This window comes from Streptomyces sp. NBC_00247 (assembly GCF_036188265.1).
In the GTDB taxonomy this organism is placed as follows: Bacteria; Actinomycetota; Actinomycetes; order Streptomycetales; family Streptomycetaceae; genus Streptomyces.
The window spans coordinates 2,752,207-2,769,062 of sequence record NZ_CP108093.1 but is presented as its reverse complement, the minus strand read 5'-3'; the positions used below and the strand labels follow the sequence as shown (position 1 = coordinate 2,769,062).

Below are 16,856 nucleotides of genomic sequence, written 5' to 3'. Positions count from 1 at the left end.
GGGTCTGGGGGCCGCGTCCCCAGACCCGCGCCGGTCCGGCCGGCGCCCCCTACAGCGGGTTGTCGCCCTTCATGTTGAGGGCGTGCCCCGGCCGGAAGAAGCGCTTGGCGGCGAAGTGCCCGTGCTCGGCCGCCATCCGGAACCACGGCTCGGACGCGGCCAGCCCGTCGCGCGCCTCCACCAGGCGGCCCATCTCCCACATCGACTCGGGGTCCTTCCGGTCCACCCCCTGCCGGAAGAGGCGCTCCGCCTCGTCCAGGTCGCCCCCGATCTTCGCGATGAGCGCGATCGACCGCAGGGCCCGCATGTCGCCGCCCTGGGCGGCGGCCATCAGCTTCTCCGGTGAGCCGTACTTCCGGTGCAGCCGCCAGGCGCGGAGCGCCAGCAGCAGGCCGAGCAGCCAGACCAGCCAACTGACGTCGAAGAGCGTCTCGTTGTCGGTCGCCATCCCGATCACGCTCAGAATCGCCGCCGCTACGAACAGTAGGAATGTCATGCGTACCCCCCCCGGGTCGAGCTCTGCCCACCCGCACCCTTCCCGGTAGGAGGGCCCGCTACCCCTGGTCGGCGGTTCGGATGCGGCGGCCGTCGCCACGACGACACCCGGGGGCCGCCGTGACCGGCCCGGCTCCCGTCCAGAACAATGCGTCGGGACGACGCACGAAGCCGTGCCCCCGGGACCGTCGTCCTCGATCCCGCCGGGGCGTCCGCCCGATCCGTCCGACGGCCCGCCACGGCGGGGACCTCCGCGGCCGGACCGGGCGCAACAGTGAGGATGTCCATGAGCGGCCTCGACCCCGTCGTCGTGCCCCGCGTCCTGTGGGGCGCGGTCGCCGTCGTGTCGGTGATCATCGCGGTCGTCCGGTCCGTCCGGGCCCGGCGGCGGTCCTCGAAGGGGGCTCCTTCTTCTCCGAGGTGGGACCCCTTCGGGCCGGATTCCACGTGGGCCTTGCCCGCGGCGGCCGTCGGGTACGCCGTCGTGGCCGTGTGGTCGGGCCACTTCGGCTGGGGTGACGCGGCGCGGAGCGTCTGGTGGTCGACGTTGTCCGCTTCGGCGCTCGCGTACGTGGCCAAGAACCGCCCGCACGGGCTGCCGGTGTGGGGCACACCGCTGTTCGCCGCCGTGGGGGCCGCGCTCCTCGGCCCGCTGCCGGCGTGACGCGGGGTGCGTGCGGAACCGCCTGGCGCGGGTGCGCGCGGAACCGGTGTGTGCACGCCCCGTGCCGTCGCCGCCGCCGCGCCCTACCGTGGGGCCCGTCACGTCACCGGGCCCACCTCGGAGGTTTCCCCCGCATGCGGATCGCCACCACCATCTTCCTGACCGACCGGACGATCGCGCCCGTCGCGCTCGCCCGCGAGCTGGAGCAGCGCGGCTTCGCCGGGCTCTACCTGCCCGAGCACACCCACATCCCGGTGAGCCGGGACACCCCGTACCCGGCGGGCGGCGATCTGCCGGTGGAGTACGGCAGGACGCTGGACCCGTTCGTCGCGCTCGGGCAGGCGGCCGCGGTGACCGAGCGGCTCGCGCTGGGCACCGGGATCACGCTGGTCGCGCAGCACGACCCGATCGACCTGGCGAAGCAGGTCGCCACGCTCGACCACCTCTCCGGCGGCCGGTTCACCCTGGGGGTCGGCTTCGGCTGGAACGTGGAGGAGGCCGCCGACCACGGGGTGGAGTGGAAGACGCGGCGGGCCCGGGGCCGTGACCGGCTGGCCCTGATGCGGGCCCTGTGGGCGGAGGAACCGACGGCGTACGAGGGCGAGTTCGGGTCCGTGCGCGCCAGCATCGCCTATCCGAAACCGGTGCGGAAGGCGCGTGGACCGGTCACCGGTCCTCGTACGCTCATCGGCGGCGCGGCCGGGCCGAAGCTCTTCGCGGACATCGCGCGGCACGCGGACGGGTGGCTGCCGATCGGCGGAAGCGGGCTCACCGAGGCCGTGCCGCGGCTGCGTACGGCCTGGGAGGAGGCGGGCCGCGATCCGGCGCAGCTCCAGGTGGTGCCGTACGCGGTCGTGCCGACGCCCGGCAAACTGGCGCACTTCGCCGAGCTGGGCATCGAGGAGGTCGTGGCGCATCTGCCGTCCGCCGGTGCGCCGGAGGTGTTGCGGGCCTTGGACGCGTACGCCGCGTACCTCTGACGTACGGGGGCGGGCGGCGGGGGCTCACCCTCCGGCGGGGGCTCACCCTCCGGCGGTGGCTCACGCGTGGTGGCCGCCGCCGTCCCGCAGCCGTTCCAGCAGGGCGTCCTCGGCCCGGTGGGCGTCCGGGTCCTCCCAGAAGGTGACGGGGACGCCCCGGATGTGCCGGCCGTGCGGATCCAGGAGGTGGCCGGCCAGCTTGAGCGGCCAGAGGGTCACCGCCCGGTCCGCGACCACCAGTTCGGGGAAGCGGGTCGCCAATCGGGCCTCGAACGCGCCGATTTCCTCGGCGGAACGCAGCCACACCGCCAGCATCAGGTTGTGCGGCCCCGACAGCGAGGCGCAGAGGCGGGTTTCGCGCATCCCGATGAGCTGGGAGGCGATCCGGGCGGTGTCGGCGGCCGGGGCGATGCCCCACAGGGTCACGGAGATCGGCCAGCCGGAGAGGTAACGGGCCACCTCGCAGCGGTAGATGAGCGCGTCCTCGCGGTGCATCCGGTCGAGCCGCCGGCGCACGGTGGTCGGGCTCACGCCCAGGCGTTCGGCGAGCCGGGCGGCGGGCCGGCGGAAGTCCTCGCTCAGCAGCTGGTACAGCCGGTGGTCCAGCTCGTCCGGGGCGGTCAGGCCCCGGCGCGGCAGGGAGGGGCCCCGGTCCTTCGTCAGGACGTCCTGGCTGTCCGGATCGAGCCGGTCCAGCCGCCAGCGACTGCCCTCGGTGTGGACGGCGGTGGCGATCTGCGAGCGGGTCGCGGCGACGCCGGGCAGGGCGCCGAGACGGAAACCGACGTACCGGGCCAGCATCGCCTGATCGGGGAAGGCGGCGGTGAGGACGAGGTCGCGGGAGCCGGTGACGTGCTCGATGGTGATCAGGTGCGGGTCGTCCGCGATCCGGGCCGCGACCTCGTGCAGGGCGCCCGCCACGCAGTCCACCTCGATGAACGCGATGATCGGCAGGGTCACCCCGGACGCCACCGTGTAGCAGCTCAGCCAGGCGTGCCCGGCCTCGGTGAGGCGGTTCCAACGGCGCGCGGCGGTCGATCCGTCCACCCCGAGCGCCTTGCCGATCTGGGCCCACTCCGCCCGGGGCGAGGTCTGCAACGCGGTGATCAGCAGATAGTCCAGCTCGTCGGGGAGGGCGTCCGCGGCGGCGGTGCCCGTACGGTGCACGGAGGCCGGGTCCGCGGTGGATTCCTGCGTGGAGGACCTCATGGGCGCCGCTTTCCTGCGGATGATCATCAATGGCGTGCTCGGGTTCGCACCATACGCCCATGTCTCTGCTCCAGGATGCCCACGCCCTCGCCCCCGCGCTGACCGAACTCCGCCACGCCCTGCACCGGGAACCCGAACTCGGCCTCGACCTGCCGCTCACCCAGCGCAGGATCGTGGACGCGCTGGAGGGCCTCGGCCTGGAGATCACCCTGGGTCGCGGGCTCAGCTCCGTGACGGCCGTGCTGCGCGGCGGACTGCCCGGTCCGGCGGTGCTGCTCCGCGGCGACATGGACGGGCTGCCCGTCCAGGAGGACACCGGCCTTCCTTACGCCTCCGAGCTCGACGGGCGGATGCACGCCTGCGGCCACGACCTGCACGTCACCGGGCTGGTCGGTGCGGCCCGGCTGCTCGCGGACCGGCGCGCGGAGCTGGCCGGGGACGTGGTGTTCATGTTCCAGCCCGGCGAGGAGGGGCAGGGCGGCGCGAAGATCATGATCGAGGAAGGGGTGCTGGACGCGGCGGGCGAACGGGTCGTCGCCGCGTACGCCCTGCACGTGGTCTCCACCGGGGCGCCGACCGGCTTCGCCGCCACCCGGCCCGGCCCGATGCTCGCCGCCTCGGACGTCGTCCACGTCACCGTCCACGGCCGGGGCGGGCACGGCTCCTCGCCGCACCTGGCCGCCGACCCGGTGCCCGCGATGTGCGCGATGGTCACCGCGTTCCAGACCCTCGTCACCCGCGAGACGGACATTTTCGACCCGGCGGTCGTCACGGTCGGCCGGATCGAGGCCGGTACGGCACCCAACGTCATACCGGAGGAGGCGCGGTTCTCGGCCACCGTGCGGACCTTCTCCGAAGCCGCCCGCACCACCGTCCGCGCCGCCGTCGAGCGGACCGTGCACGGGGTGGCCGCCGCCCACGGGGTCACGGCGAGCGTCGAGTACGTCGACCAGTACCCGCCGACCGTCAACCACGCCGAGGACGCGGCGTTCGCGCTGGAGACCGCGCGGCGGATCCTCGGCCGCGACCACGCCTTCGAGGCGCCCAAGCCGATGGCCGGAGCCGAGGACTTCTCCTTCGTGCTGCGCGAGGTGCCCGGCGCGTTCGTCGGGCTCGGGGCCTGCCCGCCCGGCGTGGACGCCACCACCGCCCCGATGAACCACTCCGCCCAGGCGGTGTACGACGACGGCGCCCTGCCGCACGCCGCCGCGCTGCTCGCCGGGCTGGCCCTGCGCCGCCTCGGCCACGACGTGTAGGGCCAAAACCCGCATACGGGCCCCGGCGGCCCGCCCGCCGCCTTCCGGTCCGTTCCGGCCCATTCCGGTGTCACCGTCGCCCCCGCACCCGTAGGAGGAGCCCGCCCATGGCCGTCACCGCCACGCCCGCACCGCCGCCCGCCACCGCCTCGGTCACCGCCGTCGTCGGCCTGCTCGTCTTCTTCGAGGCGACCAGCGGGTTCCTCCAGGTCGGGCTCTCGCCGCTGCTGCCCGACCTCGCCGCCCATCTGGACATCGGCTCGGCGGCCCTCAACTGGGTGGTGTCCGTGCAGCTGTTGGCGGCGGCGGTGTGCGTCCCGCTGTTCGGCCGGCTCGGTGATCTGTACGGCCACCGCCGGATGCTCCGGATCGCGCTCGCGCTGATCGCCGCCGGGACGCTGACCGTCGCCCTCGCCCCCGACTACCCGGTGCTGCTGGCGGGCCGGGTGCTCCAGGGCCCGATCGCGGCGCTGCTGCCGCTGGAGATCGCCCTCGTACGGGACCGGCTGCCGGTCGCCGAGGCGCGCCGGGGCATCGCCCGCCTGGTCGGGGCGCTGACGCTCGGCGCCATGGCGGGCGGGGTGGTGATGGGCCTCGTGGACTCCGCTTTCGGGTCCCTGCGGCTGACCCTGCTGGTCCCGGCCGTCCTCGCGGTGGCCTGTGTGCCGGTCTCCTTCGTCGCCGTACCGGAGTCCCGGAACAGGGCCGGCGGGCGCGTCGACCGGGCCGGAGTCGTCCTCCTCGGCACCGCGATGATCGCCCTGCTCGCCGGGGTCTCCGGCGCGGAGGACGGGTCCTGGGGCTCGGCGCGGGTACTCGGCCCCGTGCTGCTGGGACTCGCGCTGCTCGCCGTCTGGGTACGGGTCGAGCTGCGCACCGCCGAACCGCTGGTGGACGTACGGGCCTTGGCGGCGCGGACCACCGCACCCTTCTACTGCGCGGCCTTCCTCTTCGGGGTCTTCTACTTCGGCAGCCAGACCCCCAACGCCACCTTCTACGCCGCCGATCCGGCGGACGAGGGGTACGGGTTCGGGCTCGGCGCGCTCGCCATCTCGCTGGCCCAGCTGCCCGCGGCGGTCGGCAGTGTCGTCGGCTCCCTGTCCACGGTCGCGCTCGCGAAGCGGATCGGCTACCGCCCGACGCTGATGGCCGCCTTCGGCCTGGTCGCCCTGGCGTTCCTGCAATTCGGTCTTCGGCACGCGGAGTTGTGGCAGATGGCGGCCGGCTCGGCCTTCCTCGGCCTCGGCATCGGACTGGCGCTGGGCGCCATGCCGACCGTCATCGTGGAAGCCTCCGACCCCGGCCGTACGGGGATCGCCGCCGCGCTCTACAACAACGTGAAAACCCTCGGCGGGGCCGTGGCCGGCGGGGTGTTCGCCTCCCTGCTCGGCGCGTTCCGCCCGGACGCCACCGGAGAGCCGGGCGAGGGCGGCTACACGGCGGTGTGGCTGGTCGCCGCGGCGGCGGCCCTCGGGGCGGTCGCGCTGAGCGCGCTGTCGCGACGCCGGGAGGGGTGAGGAGTGCCGTCCGGGGAGAGCGGCACCGAGGAGTGCTGTCCGGGGAGAGCGGCACCGTGAGGCGCCGGCGGCCGGCGAGGCCTTGGGCGGCCGTCCGGCGGTCACCGCCGCCGGGGGACCACCACCGGGCGGCGGGTCCGGTGCGTCCGCCGTCCGGTCACCGCACCGACCGCAGCGCGCGGAGTGTGGGCGTCCCGCCCCGCTCCGCCCGCCGCTCCGGGTCGTCCCGTACGGGCCCCGCTCCGCCACCGCCCGGTCCGCCGCTCCCGTCCCCGTGCTCCCGTACCAGTCCCGGCAGCGCGGCCAGTTCGGTGAGGGCGTCCACCCGCCAGTCGGCCGACTCCATCACGTCCGGGTGATCCGCCCACCAGTGCCCGAACGGGCCCCGCCGCAGGTGAGCGGTCCGCAGACCGGCGGCTTTCGCGGGGAAGAGGTCCTCGGCCGGGTGGTCGCCGACGTACACCGTGGTGCGCGGGTCGGCGTCCGCCGCCTTGAGGACCGACACGAAGAACTCCGGATCCGGCTTGGCCGCGCCCCACTCCGCCGGGGTGACGACTTGGTCGGCCGGGAGGTCCAGGGCCAGCAGCTGCTCGGTGGCGCGCGCCGACCGGTGCCCCGCCACCACCACGCGCAGCCCGAGCGCCCGGAGCCCGGCCAGCGCCGGGCGCACGTCCGGGTAGAGATCCCGTTCGCCGAGGTGCTCGCCGCGCCCCGCCGCCTCGCGGGCGAGCTCCGCCTCCACGACGTCCATGCCGGGCCGGAGCAGCGCGAGCGCGTCCGTGGCGCTGCCGCCCCCGACGACGGCCGCGCCGACCAAGGCGCTCACCGTGTGCGCGGGCACACCCAGCCAATCGGCCCAGGACGCCCAGTGGCGGTCGTCGCGAACGAGGGTCTCACCGATGTCGAACACGATCGTTTCCATCACCGTCCCGACCCTACGGGGCCCACCCCGCCGCACCGCGACCATCCGCGTCCGGGCGCGCGGCGCCGACCCCCGTGAGGAGCGTCGATGTGTCAGGAACCACCCTCCGGCGGCCCCCGGGCCGCTCGTATGCTCGATGCATGACCGATCCTCAGAGCGGACGCCCCACGACCAACGCCATGCGGCGCGCACTCAAACGGGCACGTGACGGTGTGGCCCTCGACGCGACCGAGGCCGCCGTCCTCCTCCAGGCGCGCGGCGACGATCTGACGGACCTCGCCGCTTCCGCCGCCCGGGTGCGCGACGCGGGCCTGGAAGCGGCGGGCCGGCCCGGCGTCATCACGTACTCCCGCAAGGTGTTCATCCCGCTCACCCGCCTCTGCCGCGACATCTGTCACTACTGCACCTTCGTCACCGTCCCCGGCAAGCTCCGCCGCGAGGGCCACGGGATGTTCCTCTCGCCCGACGAGGTGCTCGACATCGCCCGCGAGGGCGCGGCGCTCGGCTGCAAGGAAGCGCTCTTCACCCTCGGCGACCGCCCCGAGGACCGGTGGCCCGAGGCGCGGGAGTGGCTGGAGGCGGAGGGATACGACGACACCCTCGCCTACGTACGCGCCATGGCGATCCGGGTCCTGGAGGAGACGGGTCTGCTCCCGCACCTCAATCCCGGGGTGCTCGGCTGGACCGACCTCCAGCGGCTGAAGCCGGTCGCCCCCTCGATGGGGATGATGCTGGAGACCACGGCGACCCGTCTCTGGTCCGAGAAGGGCGGCCCGCACCACGGCTCCCCGGACAAGGAGCCGGCCGTCCGGCTGCGCGTCCTGGAGGACGCCGGGCGCTCCAACGTCCCCTTCACGACCGGCATCCTGATCGGCATCGGCGAGAACTACGAGGAGCGCGCCGACTCCCTCTTCGAGATCCGCCGCACCGCACGCGCCTACCACGGCATCCAGGAAGTCATCATCCAGAACTTCCGCGCCAAGCCGGACACCGCGATGCGCGCGATGCCCGACGCGGAGCTGGAGGAGCTCGCCGCGACGATCGCCGTGGCCCGGCACATCCTCGGCCCCGCGGCCCGCATCCAGGCCCCGCCGAACCTGGTCGACTCCGAGTACGCGCTGATCGTCGGCGCGGGCATCGACGACTGGGGCGGGGTCTCGCCGCTCACCCCCGACCACGTGAACCCCGAGCGCCCCTGGCCGCACATCGACGAACTCGCTGCCCGCACCGCCGAGTCCGGCTTCTCCCTGCGTGAACGCCTCACTATCTACCCGGAGTTCATCCAGCGCGGCGAACCCTGGCTCGACCCGCGCCTCCTTCCGCACGTGCGCGCGCTCGCCGACCCGGAGACCGGCATGGCGAGGGAGGGCGCGATCCCGGTCGGCCTGCCCTGGCAGGAGCCGGACGAGGGGTTCGGCGCGAGTGGCCGCACCGACCTGCACCGCACCATCGACACCGAGGGCCGCACCGGCGACCGCCGCGAGGACTTCGACGAGGTGTACGGCGACTGGGAGGCGCTCCGCGAGGCCGCCGCCCCCGGCATGGTCCCGTCCCGCATCGACACCGACGTGCGCGAGGCGCTCGGCCAGGCCGCCGACGACCCGACGAAACTCACCGACGCCCAGGCACTCGCCCTGCTGCACGCGGAGGGCCCGGCGCTGGACGAGCTCTGCCGGATCGCGGACACCCTGCGCCGCGACACGGTCGGCGACGAGGTCACCTACGTCGTCACCCGGAACATCAACTTCACCAACGTCTGCTACACCGGCTGCCGTTTCTGCGCCTTCGCGCAGCGCCGCACCGACGCCGACGCGTACACCCTCTCCCTCGACCAGGTCGCCGACCGGGCCGCGCAGGCGTGGGACGTGGGCGCGGTGGAGGTCTGCATGCAGGGCGGCATCCACCCGGACCTGCCCGGCACCGCCTACTTCGACATCGCGCGGGCCGTGAAGGAACGCGTGCCCGGCATGCACGTCCACGCCTTCTCGCCCATGGAGGTCGTCAACGGGGCTACCCGCACCGGGCTTTCGATCCGCGACTGGCTGATCGCCGCGAAGGAGGCCGGACTCGACTCGATCCCCGGCACGGCGGCGGAGATCCTGGACGACGAGGTCCGCTGGATCCTCACCAAGGGCAAACTCCCCACCGCCACGTGGCTGGAGGTCGTGAAGACCGCCCACGAGGTGGGCCTGCGCTCCTCGTCGACCATGATGTACGGACACGTGGACCAGCCCCGCCACTGGCTCGGCCACCTGCGCACCCTGGCCCGGCTCCAGCAGGAGACCGGTGGGTTCACCGAGTTCGTGACGCTCCCCTTCATCCACACCAACGCCCCGGTCTACCTCGCCGGAATCGCCCGCCCCGGCCCCACCGACCGCGACAACCGGGCCGTCACCGCGATGGCCCGGCTGCTGCTCCACCCGCACATCACCAACATCCAGACCAGCTGGGTGAAGCTCGGCACCGAGGGCGCCGCCGAGATGCTCCGCTCGGGCGCCAACGACCTCGGCGGCACCCTGATGGAGGAGACCATCTCCCGTATGGCGGGGTCGAGTTACGGCTCCTACCGCTCGATCCAGGACCTGGTGGCCATCGCCGACCTGGCCGGCCGCCCGGCGAAGCCGCGTACCACCCTGTACGGCGAGGTGCCCGAGGAGCGCGTCGCCGCCGCGACCGCCTCGGACGGCCACCTGCCGGAGCTGCTGCCGGTACTGCCCGCCTGACCCGGTGCGCGCCGTCGTCCCCGCGCCCCCTTCGCTCGCGCGTCGGGGGTGCGGGAGGCGCGGTGGCGCGGGGATCGCGGGGCGCCGTGCCGCGCCTTCGGTCAGCCGCTCTCCGTCAAGGCCGCGTGCGCGGCGGCGCGGGCGCGGGCGGGCGCGACCGGCTCAGGCGTGCGCGACGGGCTGCGGCGCCCGCGGCGCCCCCGGCGTGCCCAGTGCCTCGCCCAGTCGCAGCAGCCCCTCGCGGATCTCGTCGGGGGTGTGGGTCGTGAACGACATCCGCAGGGCGGCCGGGTCCGGCGCGCCCGCGAAGAACGGCGCCCCGGGGACGTACGCCACCTCGTGGGCGATCGCCTTGGGCAGCAGCGCGGTCGCGTCGTGGCCGTCGGGCAGCCTGACCCAGACGAACATCCCGCCGTCCGGCCGGTTCCAGGTGCTGCCCGGCGGGAGGGCGGCGGGCAGGCCGTCCAGCAGGGCGTCCCGGCGCTCGCCGTACGCGGCGCGGACCCGGCCCACGTGGGCGTCGAGGTCCGAGACCTCCAGGTAGCGGGCGGCTGCCGCCTGGTCCACGGCGGAGCAGTGCAGATCGGCGGCCTGCTTGACGATCACGCAGGCCCGGCGCAGCGCGGCGGGGGCGCGGAGATGGCCGAGGCGCATGCCGGGGGACATGACCTTCGAGAAGCTGCCCAGCAGCACCGTGCGGTCGGCGGCGGCCTCCAGCGAGGAGATCCACGGCACGTGCGCGCCCTCGTACCGGAGTTCGCCGTACGGGTCGTCCTCGACGATCCACAGGCCGAGCCGCCGCGCCACCTCGGCCACGGCCCTGCGGCGGGCGAGCGGGAGGGTACGCCCGGTCGGGTTCTGGAAGTTGGGGATGGTGTAGAGCATCTTGGGCCGTTCGCGCTCGACGAGTTCCGCGAGCGCCACCGGGTCGATGCCGTCCTCGTCGCAGGGCACCGGCACCACCCGCGCCCCCGCGAAGCCGAAGCACTGCAACGCCGCGAGATACGTGGGGTCTTCGACGAGCACCGTGTCCCCGGGCTCCACCAGTGCCGTCGTGAGGAGCGTCAGCGCCTGCTGCGAACCGGTGGTCACCACCAGGTCCTCTGCCCCGGTCGGCAGGCCGCGCGCCGTGTACCGGGCGGCGACGGCCGCCCGCAGCCCCGGATCGCCCTCGGTCACCGAGTACTGGAGAGCCCGCGCCGCGTCCTTCGCCAGCACGTGGTCGTACGCGGCCCGTATCTCCCCGGTGTCGAACAGCTCCGGCGCCGGAAGCCCGCCCGCGAACGAGATCACCTCGGGCCGCGCGGTCAGCGCGAGGATCTCCCGTACGGGCGAGGCGTCGACCGAGGCGGCGCGGGTGGCGAGGGCGGGGGTGTCGGCTCGGGTCGTCATGGCCGCAGCCTACGAGCAACCACCCTGTCTCCAGAAGGCGTAGAGGCCGTCGAAGTCGCAGGAGGCGGCCCATCCGGTCATCACGTCCGGCCAGGGCGTGCGCGGGTGGGTGAGAACCCCGGGTCAGGACCGATCGGTACACAGCGGTGCCCCGCGCCGCGCCCGCCGGCAGGGCTCCGCCCGGTGGGGATCGCGGCCCGCCCGGTGTCGCGGTGGGCCGCCGCGGGCTCGCGGCCGAGGCATGGGTGATTGAATTCTTGATTTCCGATTAACGGGATTCAATTGTTGAAATCAATTCCCAAAGGTTTTTCAGTCAAGGCAAAAAACTGACGTTGCCTGTAAACGTCAGGCAAAGATATGGTCACTCGCGAAGCGCGGCGCACACGCATCCGCCCTTCATTCGTGGGCGAAAAGACCATGACATCTTTGGTACTTCGTCCGATTATCCGCATTCTGCGTCGCGCCAGAAATTTCGTCAGCGAAGACGCAACCCCCAAGCCGAGTGCTGGGGTTACCCTCCACTGGAGATAATCATGACGTACGGAAATGCCCTGCGGCAGGAGATCAAGGCGTCCGGGACGACGCCGCTCATCGGGATCTACGACATGTATTCCGCGTCCGTCGCGGCCCAGCACTACAACGGATTCTTCGTCTCGGGATTCGGGTTCGCGGCGTCGTACTACGGCCTGCCGGACATCGGCTTCATCGCCTGGCCCGACATGGTGGCTTTCGTGGAGCGGCTGCGCGGTGCGTTTCCGCGCCAGCACCTCCTGGTGGACATCGACGACGGCTACGTCGACCCCGAGGTGGCCTGCCACGTGGTGCAGCGTCTGGAGCGGACCGGCGCTTCCGGGGTGATCCTGGAGGACCAGAAGCGGCCCCGCAGGTGCGGCCACGCCGACGGGAAGCAGGTCCTCCCCCTGGAGGAGTACCTGGAGAAGCTGGAGCTGGTCCTGGCCAGCCGCACCGACCTCGTCGTGGTGGCGCGCACGGACGCGACGGAGGAGGCCGACATCCTGCGCAGGGCGGCGGCTCTCGCCGAGACCGACGCGGACGTGGTCCTGGTGGACGGGGTGCGCAGCGTCGACTGGATCAAGCGCATCCGCCGCGTCGTCGGCGACAAACCGCTGTTGTTCAACCAGATCGCAGGCGGGAAGTCCCCCCGTCTGTCGCTCACGGAGCTCACGGAGCTCGGTGTGGACGTGGCGATCTACAGCACGCCCTGCCTGTTCGCCGCGCACCGTGCGATGGACACGGCCCTGGCGGAGCTGCAGTTCGCGGACGGTCGGCTGCCCGAGGCGGGCGACACCGGGGAGGTCGGCGTGCGTGAGTCGACGGAGCTGCTGGAGCTCAACATCAGCCGTCATCACGACGCGCGAGAGGCGCTCTCCGCATGACCGTAACCATCCTTCCGGCCGGGGCGGCCTCTTCCCGCCCCGGCCGAGGGCCGCACCGTCGTCCCGCCCTCGGCCGGGGCTCTGCCGCCGCGATGGCGCTGGCGGCGGCGCTGCTGGCCGCCGCGGGTTCCCCGGCCGCGGCCGGGGACCTGAACCTGACGCTGATCGACAACTCCGAGGCGGACTCCTGGCTGGAGATCGACCGCACGGCGAACACCAACTCCGGCAGCGGCACTTCGGGCAGCGATCACGACGGCAGCGCGGTGGACCTCATGGACACCCTGATCAACCCCGACAGCACGGACGACGAGGAGGACGGCGGGTGACCGACGCCGGGCGGCAGGAGACCGTCGAGCGCCCGGCCTCGCCCCATCCCCGCCACGCGGCGGCGAGAAGCCCACGATCGCCCCGGCGCCGGCGATGGCCCCGGTTCGTCGACCCCTATGTGGCGGCACTCGTCGGGACCGTGGCGCTGGCCACCTTCCTGCCGGCCCGAGGCGGGGGCGAGGCCGTCGCGCGTACCGCGTCCGACATCGGAGTCGTTCTCCTCTTCTTCCTCTACGGCGTGCGGCTCTCCACGAGGGAGACCCTCGCGGGCCTGCGCCGTGTGCGCCTCCACGCGCTGATCCTGCTCTGCACCTTCGTCCTGTTCCCGCTGCTGGGGCTTGCGGCCCTGTGGCTCGCACCCGGCCTGTTGGGCGGTCAACTCGGTGCCGGGTTCCTGTTCCTGTGCGTCGTACCGTCCACCGTCCAGTCGTCGGTGGCGCTGACCTCCACCGCCCGAGGGGACATCGCCGCAGCCATCTGCGCCGGCACGTACTCCAGCGTGATCGGACTCGTGGCCACCCCGCTGCTCGCCGCCTGGCTGATCGGTTCGGAAACCAGCCTCTCCGCGGACGGAGCGCTCCGCATCGGCGCGCAGCTGCTCGCCCCGTTCCTCGCCGGGCAGCTGCTGCGCCGCCGGTGGGGAGAGTTCGTCAGCCGGAACAAGCGGGTGTTCGGTCCGGTGGACCGAGGGTCCATCCTGCTGGTCGTCTACGTGGCGTTCAGCGCGGGGGTGAACCAGGGTGTCTGGAGCCGCGTCACCCCCCTCCGGCTGCTGGAGCTCCTGGCCGTCCTGGCGGTGCTGCTCGCGGTGGCCCTGACCTGTACGCGGACCGCCGCCCGGTTCGCCGGGCTGGACCGTCCCTCACGCATCGCCGTCGTACTCTGCGGATCGCAGAAGAGTTTGGCGAACGGACTGCCCATGGCCGCGGTGCTGTTCGGCGGACAGGCCGCCCTGGCGGTCCTCCCGCTGATGCTCTACCACCAGATGCAACTGATGGTCTGCGCGGTCCTCGCCGCCCGATGGTCACGTGCGGCTCCTGCCGGTCCGCCGCCGGAGACGGCCTCCGCCCACTCTGCGGCGATCGTCGGCCGGTGCCGTTAGGGCGTGTTGCGACAGTCCCGCCCGTCCGGCGGGCGGACGGCGCTCCTTTCGCGACACGCTTGAGCATCGGGGACACGCCGTACGAGTGGCTCCGACGGGGAGTCCGCCACGGCGGCCGGTGGTGACCATGGACGCGGGAACGGCGGTCGGGGTCGTGGGAGCGTTCGCGCTGCCACTCCTGACCCAGTGGGAATCGCTGGGCAGGCCCCTCAGGTTCGTCTTCGCGGCGCTCGCCGTCGCCGCTGTGGCCGGAGGGCTGCTTCTCGGTGAGGCGGCCCTCTGCGCCGGGGTGCGGCTGCGCGGGCTCGCGCGCCCCGGCGCGCTGTGCGCATGGTGGCGCCGGTGAACTCGAAGTGCCGCTGCCTGGTGCGGTGTCGAGGATTCTCGCATGCTGGGTGTGTGACCGAACGAGACTTCACCCCGGCTCTCGGCCGGTTCGCGCCCACCCGCCTCTACGACCCGGTGATCGCCGCGCTGACCCGCGAGGGTGTGTGGCGGCGCCTGGTCGTCACCCTGATCGCGCCCGGACCCGATGACGTCGTGGCCGACGTGGGCTGCGGGACGGGATCACTCGCCCTGCTGCTGCACGCGGCGCAGCCCCGGTCCCGGATCATCGGTGTCGACCCCGACCGTCAGGTGCTGGCCATCGCGCGTCGCAAGGCGGAGGCGGCGGACGCCGGGGGCGGTACGGGCCCCGAGTGGCGGGAGGGCATGGGAGACACGCTCCCCGAGGTGTTGGGGCCACTGGCCGGTTCGGTGGACGCCGTGGCCAGCAGCCTGGTGCTGCACCAGTGCCCGATGGTGATGAAGCGGGCGGTGCTGGCCTCGATGCACGAGGTGCTGCGCCCCGGCGGACGGCTGGTGATCGCCGACTACGGACTCCAGCGCACCCGTCCGATGCGCCTGGCCTTCCGCGCGGTCCAGTTCGCCGACGGCAGGCGGGACACCCAGCCCAACGCGGACGGCGTGCTGCCCGAACTGATGACCGGGGCGGGGTTTGACGAGGTCCGCGAAGCGCATGTGGTGCCGACCGCCACCGGGTCGATTTCCCTCTACACCGCCCGGCGGGCCTGATCGCCGGCAGCGGGTTGCCGGGTGCTCACGGTTCGCGGTACCGGCCGACGGCGGGGCGGGGGCGGCCACAGGCCCGGCGTCGGGCGCCCGTAGGCCGTGTGCCGAAAGTCCCGCCTGTCCGGCGACGCCCGGCACGCACGCTCGCCGCGTTGTCGGGGTCGCCCTTTGGACGGACGGCGCCACTTTCGGCACACGCCCTAGCACCGCTCAGACCGCCGCTTCCGGCGCCCCGGCCCGCGCGATGCGGGTGGCGAAGAACGCGAAGGCCAGCGCCAGGGCGGCTTGTACGGCGACGGCGGCTGCGAAGCCCCGGGGCAGTCCGGCGGCGGCGGAACCGTCCGCCGTCGCGTCGGCCACGGCGTGGAAGAGGCCGCCCAGGAGTGCCACGCCCAGGCCGAGGCCGAGCTGCTGCAAGGTGGTGAAGAGCCCGCCGGCGACACCCGCCGCCCAGGTCGGGGTGCGGGAGAGGACCGTGCGCAGGACCGGCCCGTACATCAGGGCCTGGGTCACACCGAGCAGGACCAGCAGCGGCTGCAGGGCCCACGGGGCCCCGCCGTGGGCGCCGCTCACGACGACGGCGAGGCCCACCAGCACCCCTGCCTGTCCGACGGCCGCGCCGGTCATCGTCCAGCGCCCGGTGCGGCGTTCCACGGCGGGCAGGGCGAGCGCGGTGACGATGAACCCCGCGCCGAAACCGAGCAGCAGCACGACGGTGCCCCAGGCGTCCACGCCGAACGCGCCCTGGGCGAGCGCCGAGAACTCGTACAGGAAAGCGCCGTAACCGGTGAAGAACAGCAGCGACATGATGAGGCCCTGTCGCACGGCCGGGGTGCGCAGCACGCTCGGCGGGACGACGGGCAGTTCGCCGCGGCGTTCGGCGGCACGCTGCGACCGGGCGAAGGCGGTGAGCACCGCACCGGCTGCGGCCAGCATCGCGAGCACCGGGGCCGGTCCGCCCGCGGAGGTGCCGAGCGTCAGGGGCACCACGACGAGGAGCAGGCCGGTGCCGAGGAGCGCGGCCCCGCGCAGGTCGAGTGCGAGCGGTGCCGTCGAGCGCGACTCGGGCACGGTGCGCAGGGCGAGCAGCGAGGCCGCGCCGATCGCCCCGGTGAGTATCTGCACGAGCCGCCAGCCCCAGTGGTCACCGGCGGCCTGGGACACGGCGCCCGCGAGGAGCTGTCCGGCGACGGTCGCGATGCCGCCGACGGCGGCGAACAGCGTGACGCCCACCGCCCGCAGCTTCTCGGGCGCCGTGGCCTGGATGGTGGAGAGGACCTGCGGGGTGAACAGCCCGGCGGCGAAGCCCAGTACGGCGCGCAGCACGACGAGGGTGACCAGGTTCGGCGCGAGTGCGGCGAGCACGGAGGCCACTCCGAAGGCGCCGACACCGGCCGCGAGCAGCCGCCGACGTCCGAACCGGTCGCCCAGGCGCCCCGCGACGACGAGGGTCGCGGCGAACGCCGTGGTGTACGCGGACAGCACGAGCTGCCCGCCCGACGCGGTCACGCCGAGGTCCCCGGTGATCGCGGGTTCCAGGAGGTTGACCGACCCGAACGTCATGTTCACGGGCAGGAAGGCGACGAGCAGGGCGGCGAGCCCGGCACCGGTGAGGGCGCGGGCCGGAGGTGGTGCCACGGCCCGCGTGCGGTGGAGGGTCGGTGCGGTGCGTGTGGTCGGTGTGGCTGGTGCGGTGGGCACGCTCGGTACGGTCGTCACGGTCATGTCCACGACCTTGCGCCCGTTGCCATCCTGGTACCAGGAGCCTGCTTATCGGGGTACCAGTACTACCTGGATCCAG

The 16,856-nt window shown here is 73.6% G+C and carries 15 protein-coding genes; 10 read left to right on the top strand and 5 right to left on the bottom strand.

Going from position 1 to position 16,856, the window contains the following annotated elements:
- Positions 1–49 precede the first annotated feature (49 nt).
- Positions 50–496 (bottom strand): sel1 repeat family protein, encoded by a 447-nt coding sequence (locus OHT52_RS11585; RefSeq protein ID WP_328720062.1) that lies wholly within the window; start codon positions 494–496, stop codon positions 50–52.
- 285 nt (positions 497–781) lie between these two features.
- On the opposite strand from OHT52_RS11585, the gene OHT52_RS11580 reads away from it, so the two are divergent.
- Together OHT52_RS11580 and OHT52_RS11575 are read left to right on the top strand one after the other, a co-directional pair.
- The gene (locus OHT52_RS11580; RefSeq protein ID WP_328720061.1) at positions 782–1,159 is read left to right on the top strand and encodes a hypothetical protein; all 378 of its coding nucleotides are present in this window, start codon (positions 782–784) and stop codon (positions 1,157–1,159) included.
- A 134-nt stretch (positions 1,160–1,293) separates the two neighbouring features.
- Positions 1,294–2,139 carry an LLM class F420-dependent oxidoreductase gene (locus OHT52_RS11575; RefSeq protein ID WP_328720060.1) on the top strand — a complete coding sequence of 282 codons (846 nt, stop codon included), beginning with the start codon at positions 1,294–1,296 and terminating at the stop codon, positions 2,137–2,139.
- Between the two features lie 60 nt (positions 2,140–2,199).
- On the opposite strand, the gene OHT52_RS11570 is transcribed toward OHT52_RS11575, so the two are convergent.
- Positions 2,200–3,348 (bottom strand): Lrp/AsnC family transcriptional regulator, encoded by a 1,149-nt coding sequence (locus OHT52_RS11570; RefSeq protein WP_328720059.1) that lies wholly within the window; start codon positions 3,346–3,348, stop codon positions 2,200–2,202.
- Between the two features lie 59 nt (positions 3,349–3,407).
- Here OHT52_RS11570 and OHT52_RS11565 point away from each other — a divergent pair, with 59 nt between their 5' ends.
- A complete protein-coding gene (locus OHT52_RS11565) occupies positions 3,408–4,604 on the top strand; it encodes a M20 metallopeptidase family protein (RefSeq protein WP_328720058.1) in 1,197 nt (398 codons plus the stop codon).
- 107 nt (positions 4,605–4,711) lie between these two features.
- Positions 4,712–6,121, top strand: a complete 1,410-nt coding sequence (locus tag OHT52_RS11560) for an MFS transporter (RefSeq protein ID WP_328720057.1) — start codon at positions 4,712–4,714, stop codon at positions 6,119–6,121.
- A 157-nt stretch (positions 6,122–6,278) separates the two neighbouring features.
- On the opposite strand, the gene OHT52_RS11555 is transcribed toward OHT52_RS11560, so the two are convergent.
- Complete coding sequence (locus OHT52_RS11555; protein WP_328723699.1) at positions 6,279–7,043, bottom strand: HAD family hydrolase; 765 nt, start codon at positions 7,041–7,043, stop codon at positions 6,279–6,281.
- 140 nt (positions 7,044–7,183) lie between these two features.
- Between OHT52_RS11555 and OHT52_RS11550 the strand changes: the two genes are divergently transcribed.
- Positions 7,184–9,766, top strand: coding sequence for a bifunctional FO biosynthesis protein CofGH (locus tag OHT52_RS11550; RefSeq protein WP_328720056.1), 2,583 nt, complete (start codon positions 7,184–7,186; stop codon positions 9,764–9,766).
- A 162-nt stretch (positions 9,767–9,928) separates the two neighbouring features.
- Here the strand turns inward: OHT52_RS11550 and OHT52_RS11545 are convergent, their stop codons facing one another.
- Entirely contained in the window at positions 9,929–11,158 is a 1,230-nt protein-coding gene (locus OHT52_RS11545; protein ID WP_328720055.1) for an aminotransferase-like domain-containing protein, read from the bottom strand.
- A 533-nt stretch (positions 11,159–11,691) separates the two neighbouring features.
- Between OHT52_RS11545 and OHT52_RS11540 the strand changes: the two genes are divergently transcribed.
- The 5 genes from OHT52_RS11540 (at position 11,692) to OHT52_RS11520 (ending at position 15,058) form a co-directional block, all read left to right on the top strand.
- Positions 11,692–12,555, top strand: coding sequence for an isocitrate lyase/PEP mutase family protein (locus OHT52_RS11540; RefSeq protein WP_328720054.1), 864 nt, complete (start codon positions 11,692–11,694; stop codon positions 12,553–12,555).
- Entirely contained in the window at positions 12,552–12,881 is a 330-nt protein-coding gene (locus OHT52_RS11535) for a hypothetical protein (protein WP_328720053.1), read from the top strand. Before OHT52_RS11540 ends, OHT52_RS11535 begins: the two co-directional genes overlap by 4 nt.
- A gap of 119 nt (positions 12,882–13,000) precedes the next feature.
- Positions 13,001–13,984 carry a bile acid:sodium symporter family protein gene (locus tag OHT52_RS11530; RefSeq protein ID WP_328723698.1) on the top strand — a complete coding sequence of 328 codons (984 nt, stop codon included), beginning with the start codon at positions 13,001–13,003 and terminating at the stop codon, positions 13,982–13,984.
- Between the two features lie 127 nt (positions 13,985–14,111).
- Positions 14,112–14,330, top strand: coding sequence for a hypothetical protein (locus tag OHT52_RS11525; protein WP_328720052.1), 219 nt, complete (start codon positions 14,112–14,114; stop codon positions 14,328–14,330).
- A gap of 53 nt (positions 14,331–14,383) precedes the next feature.
- Positions 14,384–15,058: a class I SAM-dependent methyltransferase gene (locus OHT52_RS11520; RefSeq protein WP_328720051.1), complete on the top strand. Its 675-nt coding sequence runs from the start codon at positions 14,384–14,386 to the stop codon at positions 15,056–15,058.
- Positions 15,059–15,265: 207 nt separating this feature from the next.
- Here OHT52_RS11520 and OHT52_RS11515 read toward each other — a convergent pair whose 3' ends face one another.
- Positions 15,266–16,780 (bottom strand): MFS transporter, encoded by a 1,515-nt coding sequence (locus OHT52_RS11515; RefSeq protein WP_328720050.1) that lies wholly within the window; start codon positions 16,778–16,780, stop codon positions 15,266–15,268.
- Positions 16,781–16,856 lie beyond the last annotated feature (76 nt).

What these genes read in the sequence shown, in the direction of transcription:
- OHT52_RS11515 (WP_328720050.1), bottom strand. Translation starts at nt 16,780, where the DNA reads ATGACCGTGACGACCGTACCGAGCGTGCCCACCGCACCAGCCACACCG.
- OHT52_RS11545 (WP_328720055.1), bottom strand. Translation starts at nt 11,158, where the DNA reads ATGACGACCCGAGCCGACACCCCCGCCCTCGCCACCCGCGCCGCCTCG.
- OHT52_RS11540 (WP_328720054.1), top strand. Translation starts at nt 11,692, where the DNA reads ATGACGTACGGAAATGCCCTGCGGCAGGAGATCAAGGCGTCCGGGACG.
- OHT52_RS11555 (WP_328723699.1), bottom strand. Translation starts at nt 7,043, where the DNA reads ATGGAAACGATCGTGTTCGACATCGGTGAGACCCTCGTTCGCGACGAC.
- OHT52_RS11550 (WP_328720056.1), top strand. Translation starts at nt 7,184, where the DNA reads ATGACCGATCCTCAGAGCGGACGCCCCACGACCAACGCCATGCGGCGC.
- OHT52_RS11525 (WP_328720052.1), top strand. Translation starts at nt 14,112, where the DNA reads ATGGACGCGGGAACGGCGGTCGGGGTCGTGGGAGCGTTCGCGCTGCCA.
- OHT52_RS11560 (WP_328720057.1), top strand. Translation starts at nt 4,712, where the DNA reads ATGGCCGTCACCGCCACGCCCGCACCGCCGCCCGCCACCGCCTCGGTC.
- OHT52_RS11575 (WP_328720060.1), top strand. Translation starts at nt 1,294, where the DNA reads ATGCGGATCGCCACCACCATCTTCCTGACCGACCGGACGATCGCGCCC.
- OHT52_RS11570 (WP_328720059.1), bottom strand. Translation starts at nt 3,348, where the DNA reads ATGAGGTCCTCCACGCAGGAATCCACCGCGGACCCGGCCTCCGTGCAC.
- OHT52_RS11580 (WP_328720061.1), top strand. Translation starts at nt 782, where the DNA reads ATGAGCGGCCTCGACCCCGTCGTCGTGCCCCGCGTCCTGTGGGGCGCG.
- OHT52_RS11535 (WP_328720053.1), top strand. Translation starts at nt 12,552, where the DNA reads ATGACCGTAACCATCCTTCCGGCCGGGGCGGCCTCTTCCCGCCCCGGC.
- OHT52_RS11585 (WP_328720062.1), bottom strand. Translation starts at nt 496, where the DNA reads ATGACATTCCTACTGTTCGTAGCGGCGGCGATTCTGAGCGTGATCGGG.
- OHT52_RS11565 (WP_328720058.1), top strand. Translation starts at nt 3,408, where the DNA reads ATGTCTCTGCTCCAGGATGCCCACGCCCTCGCCCCCGCGCTGACCGAA.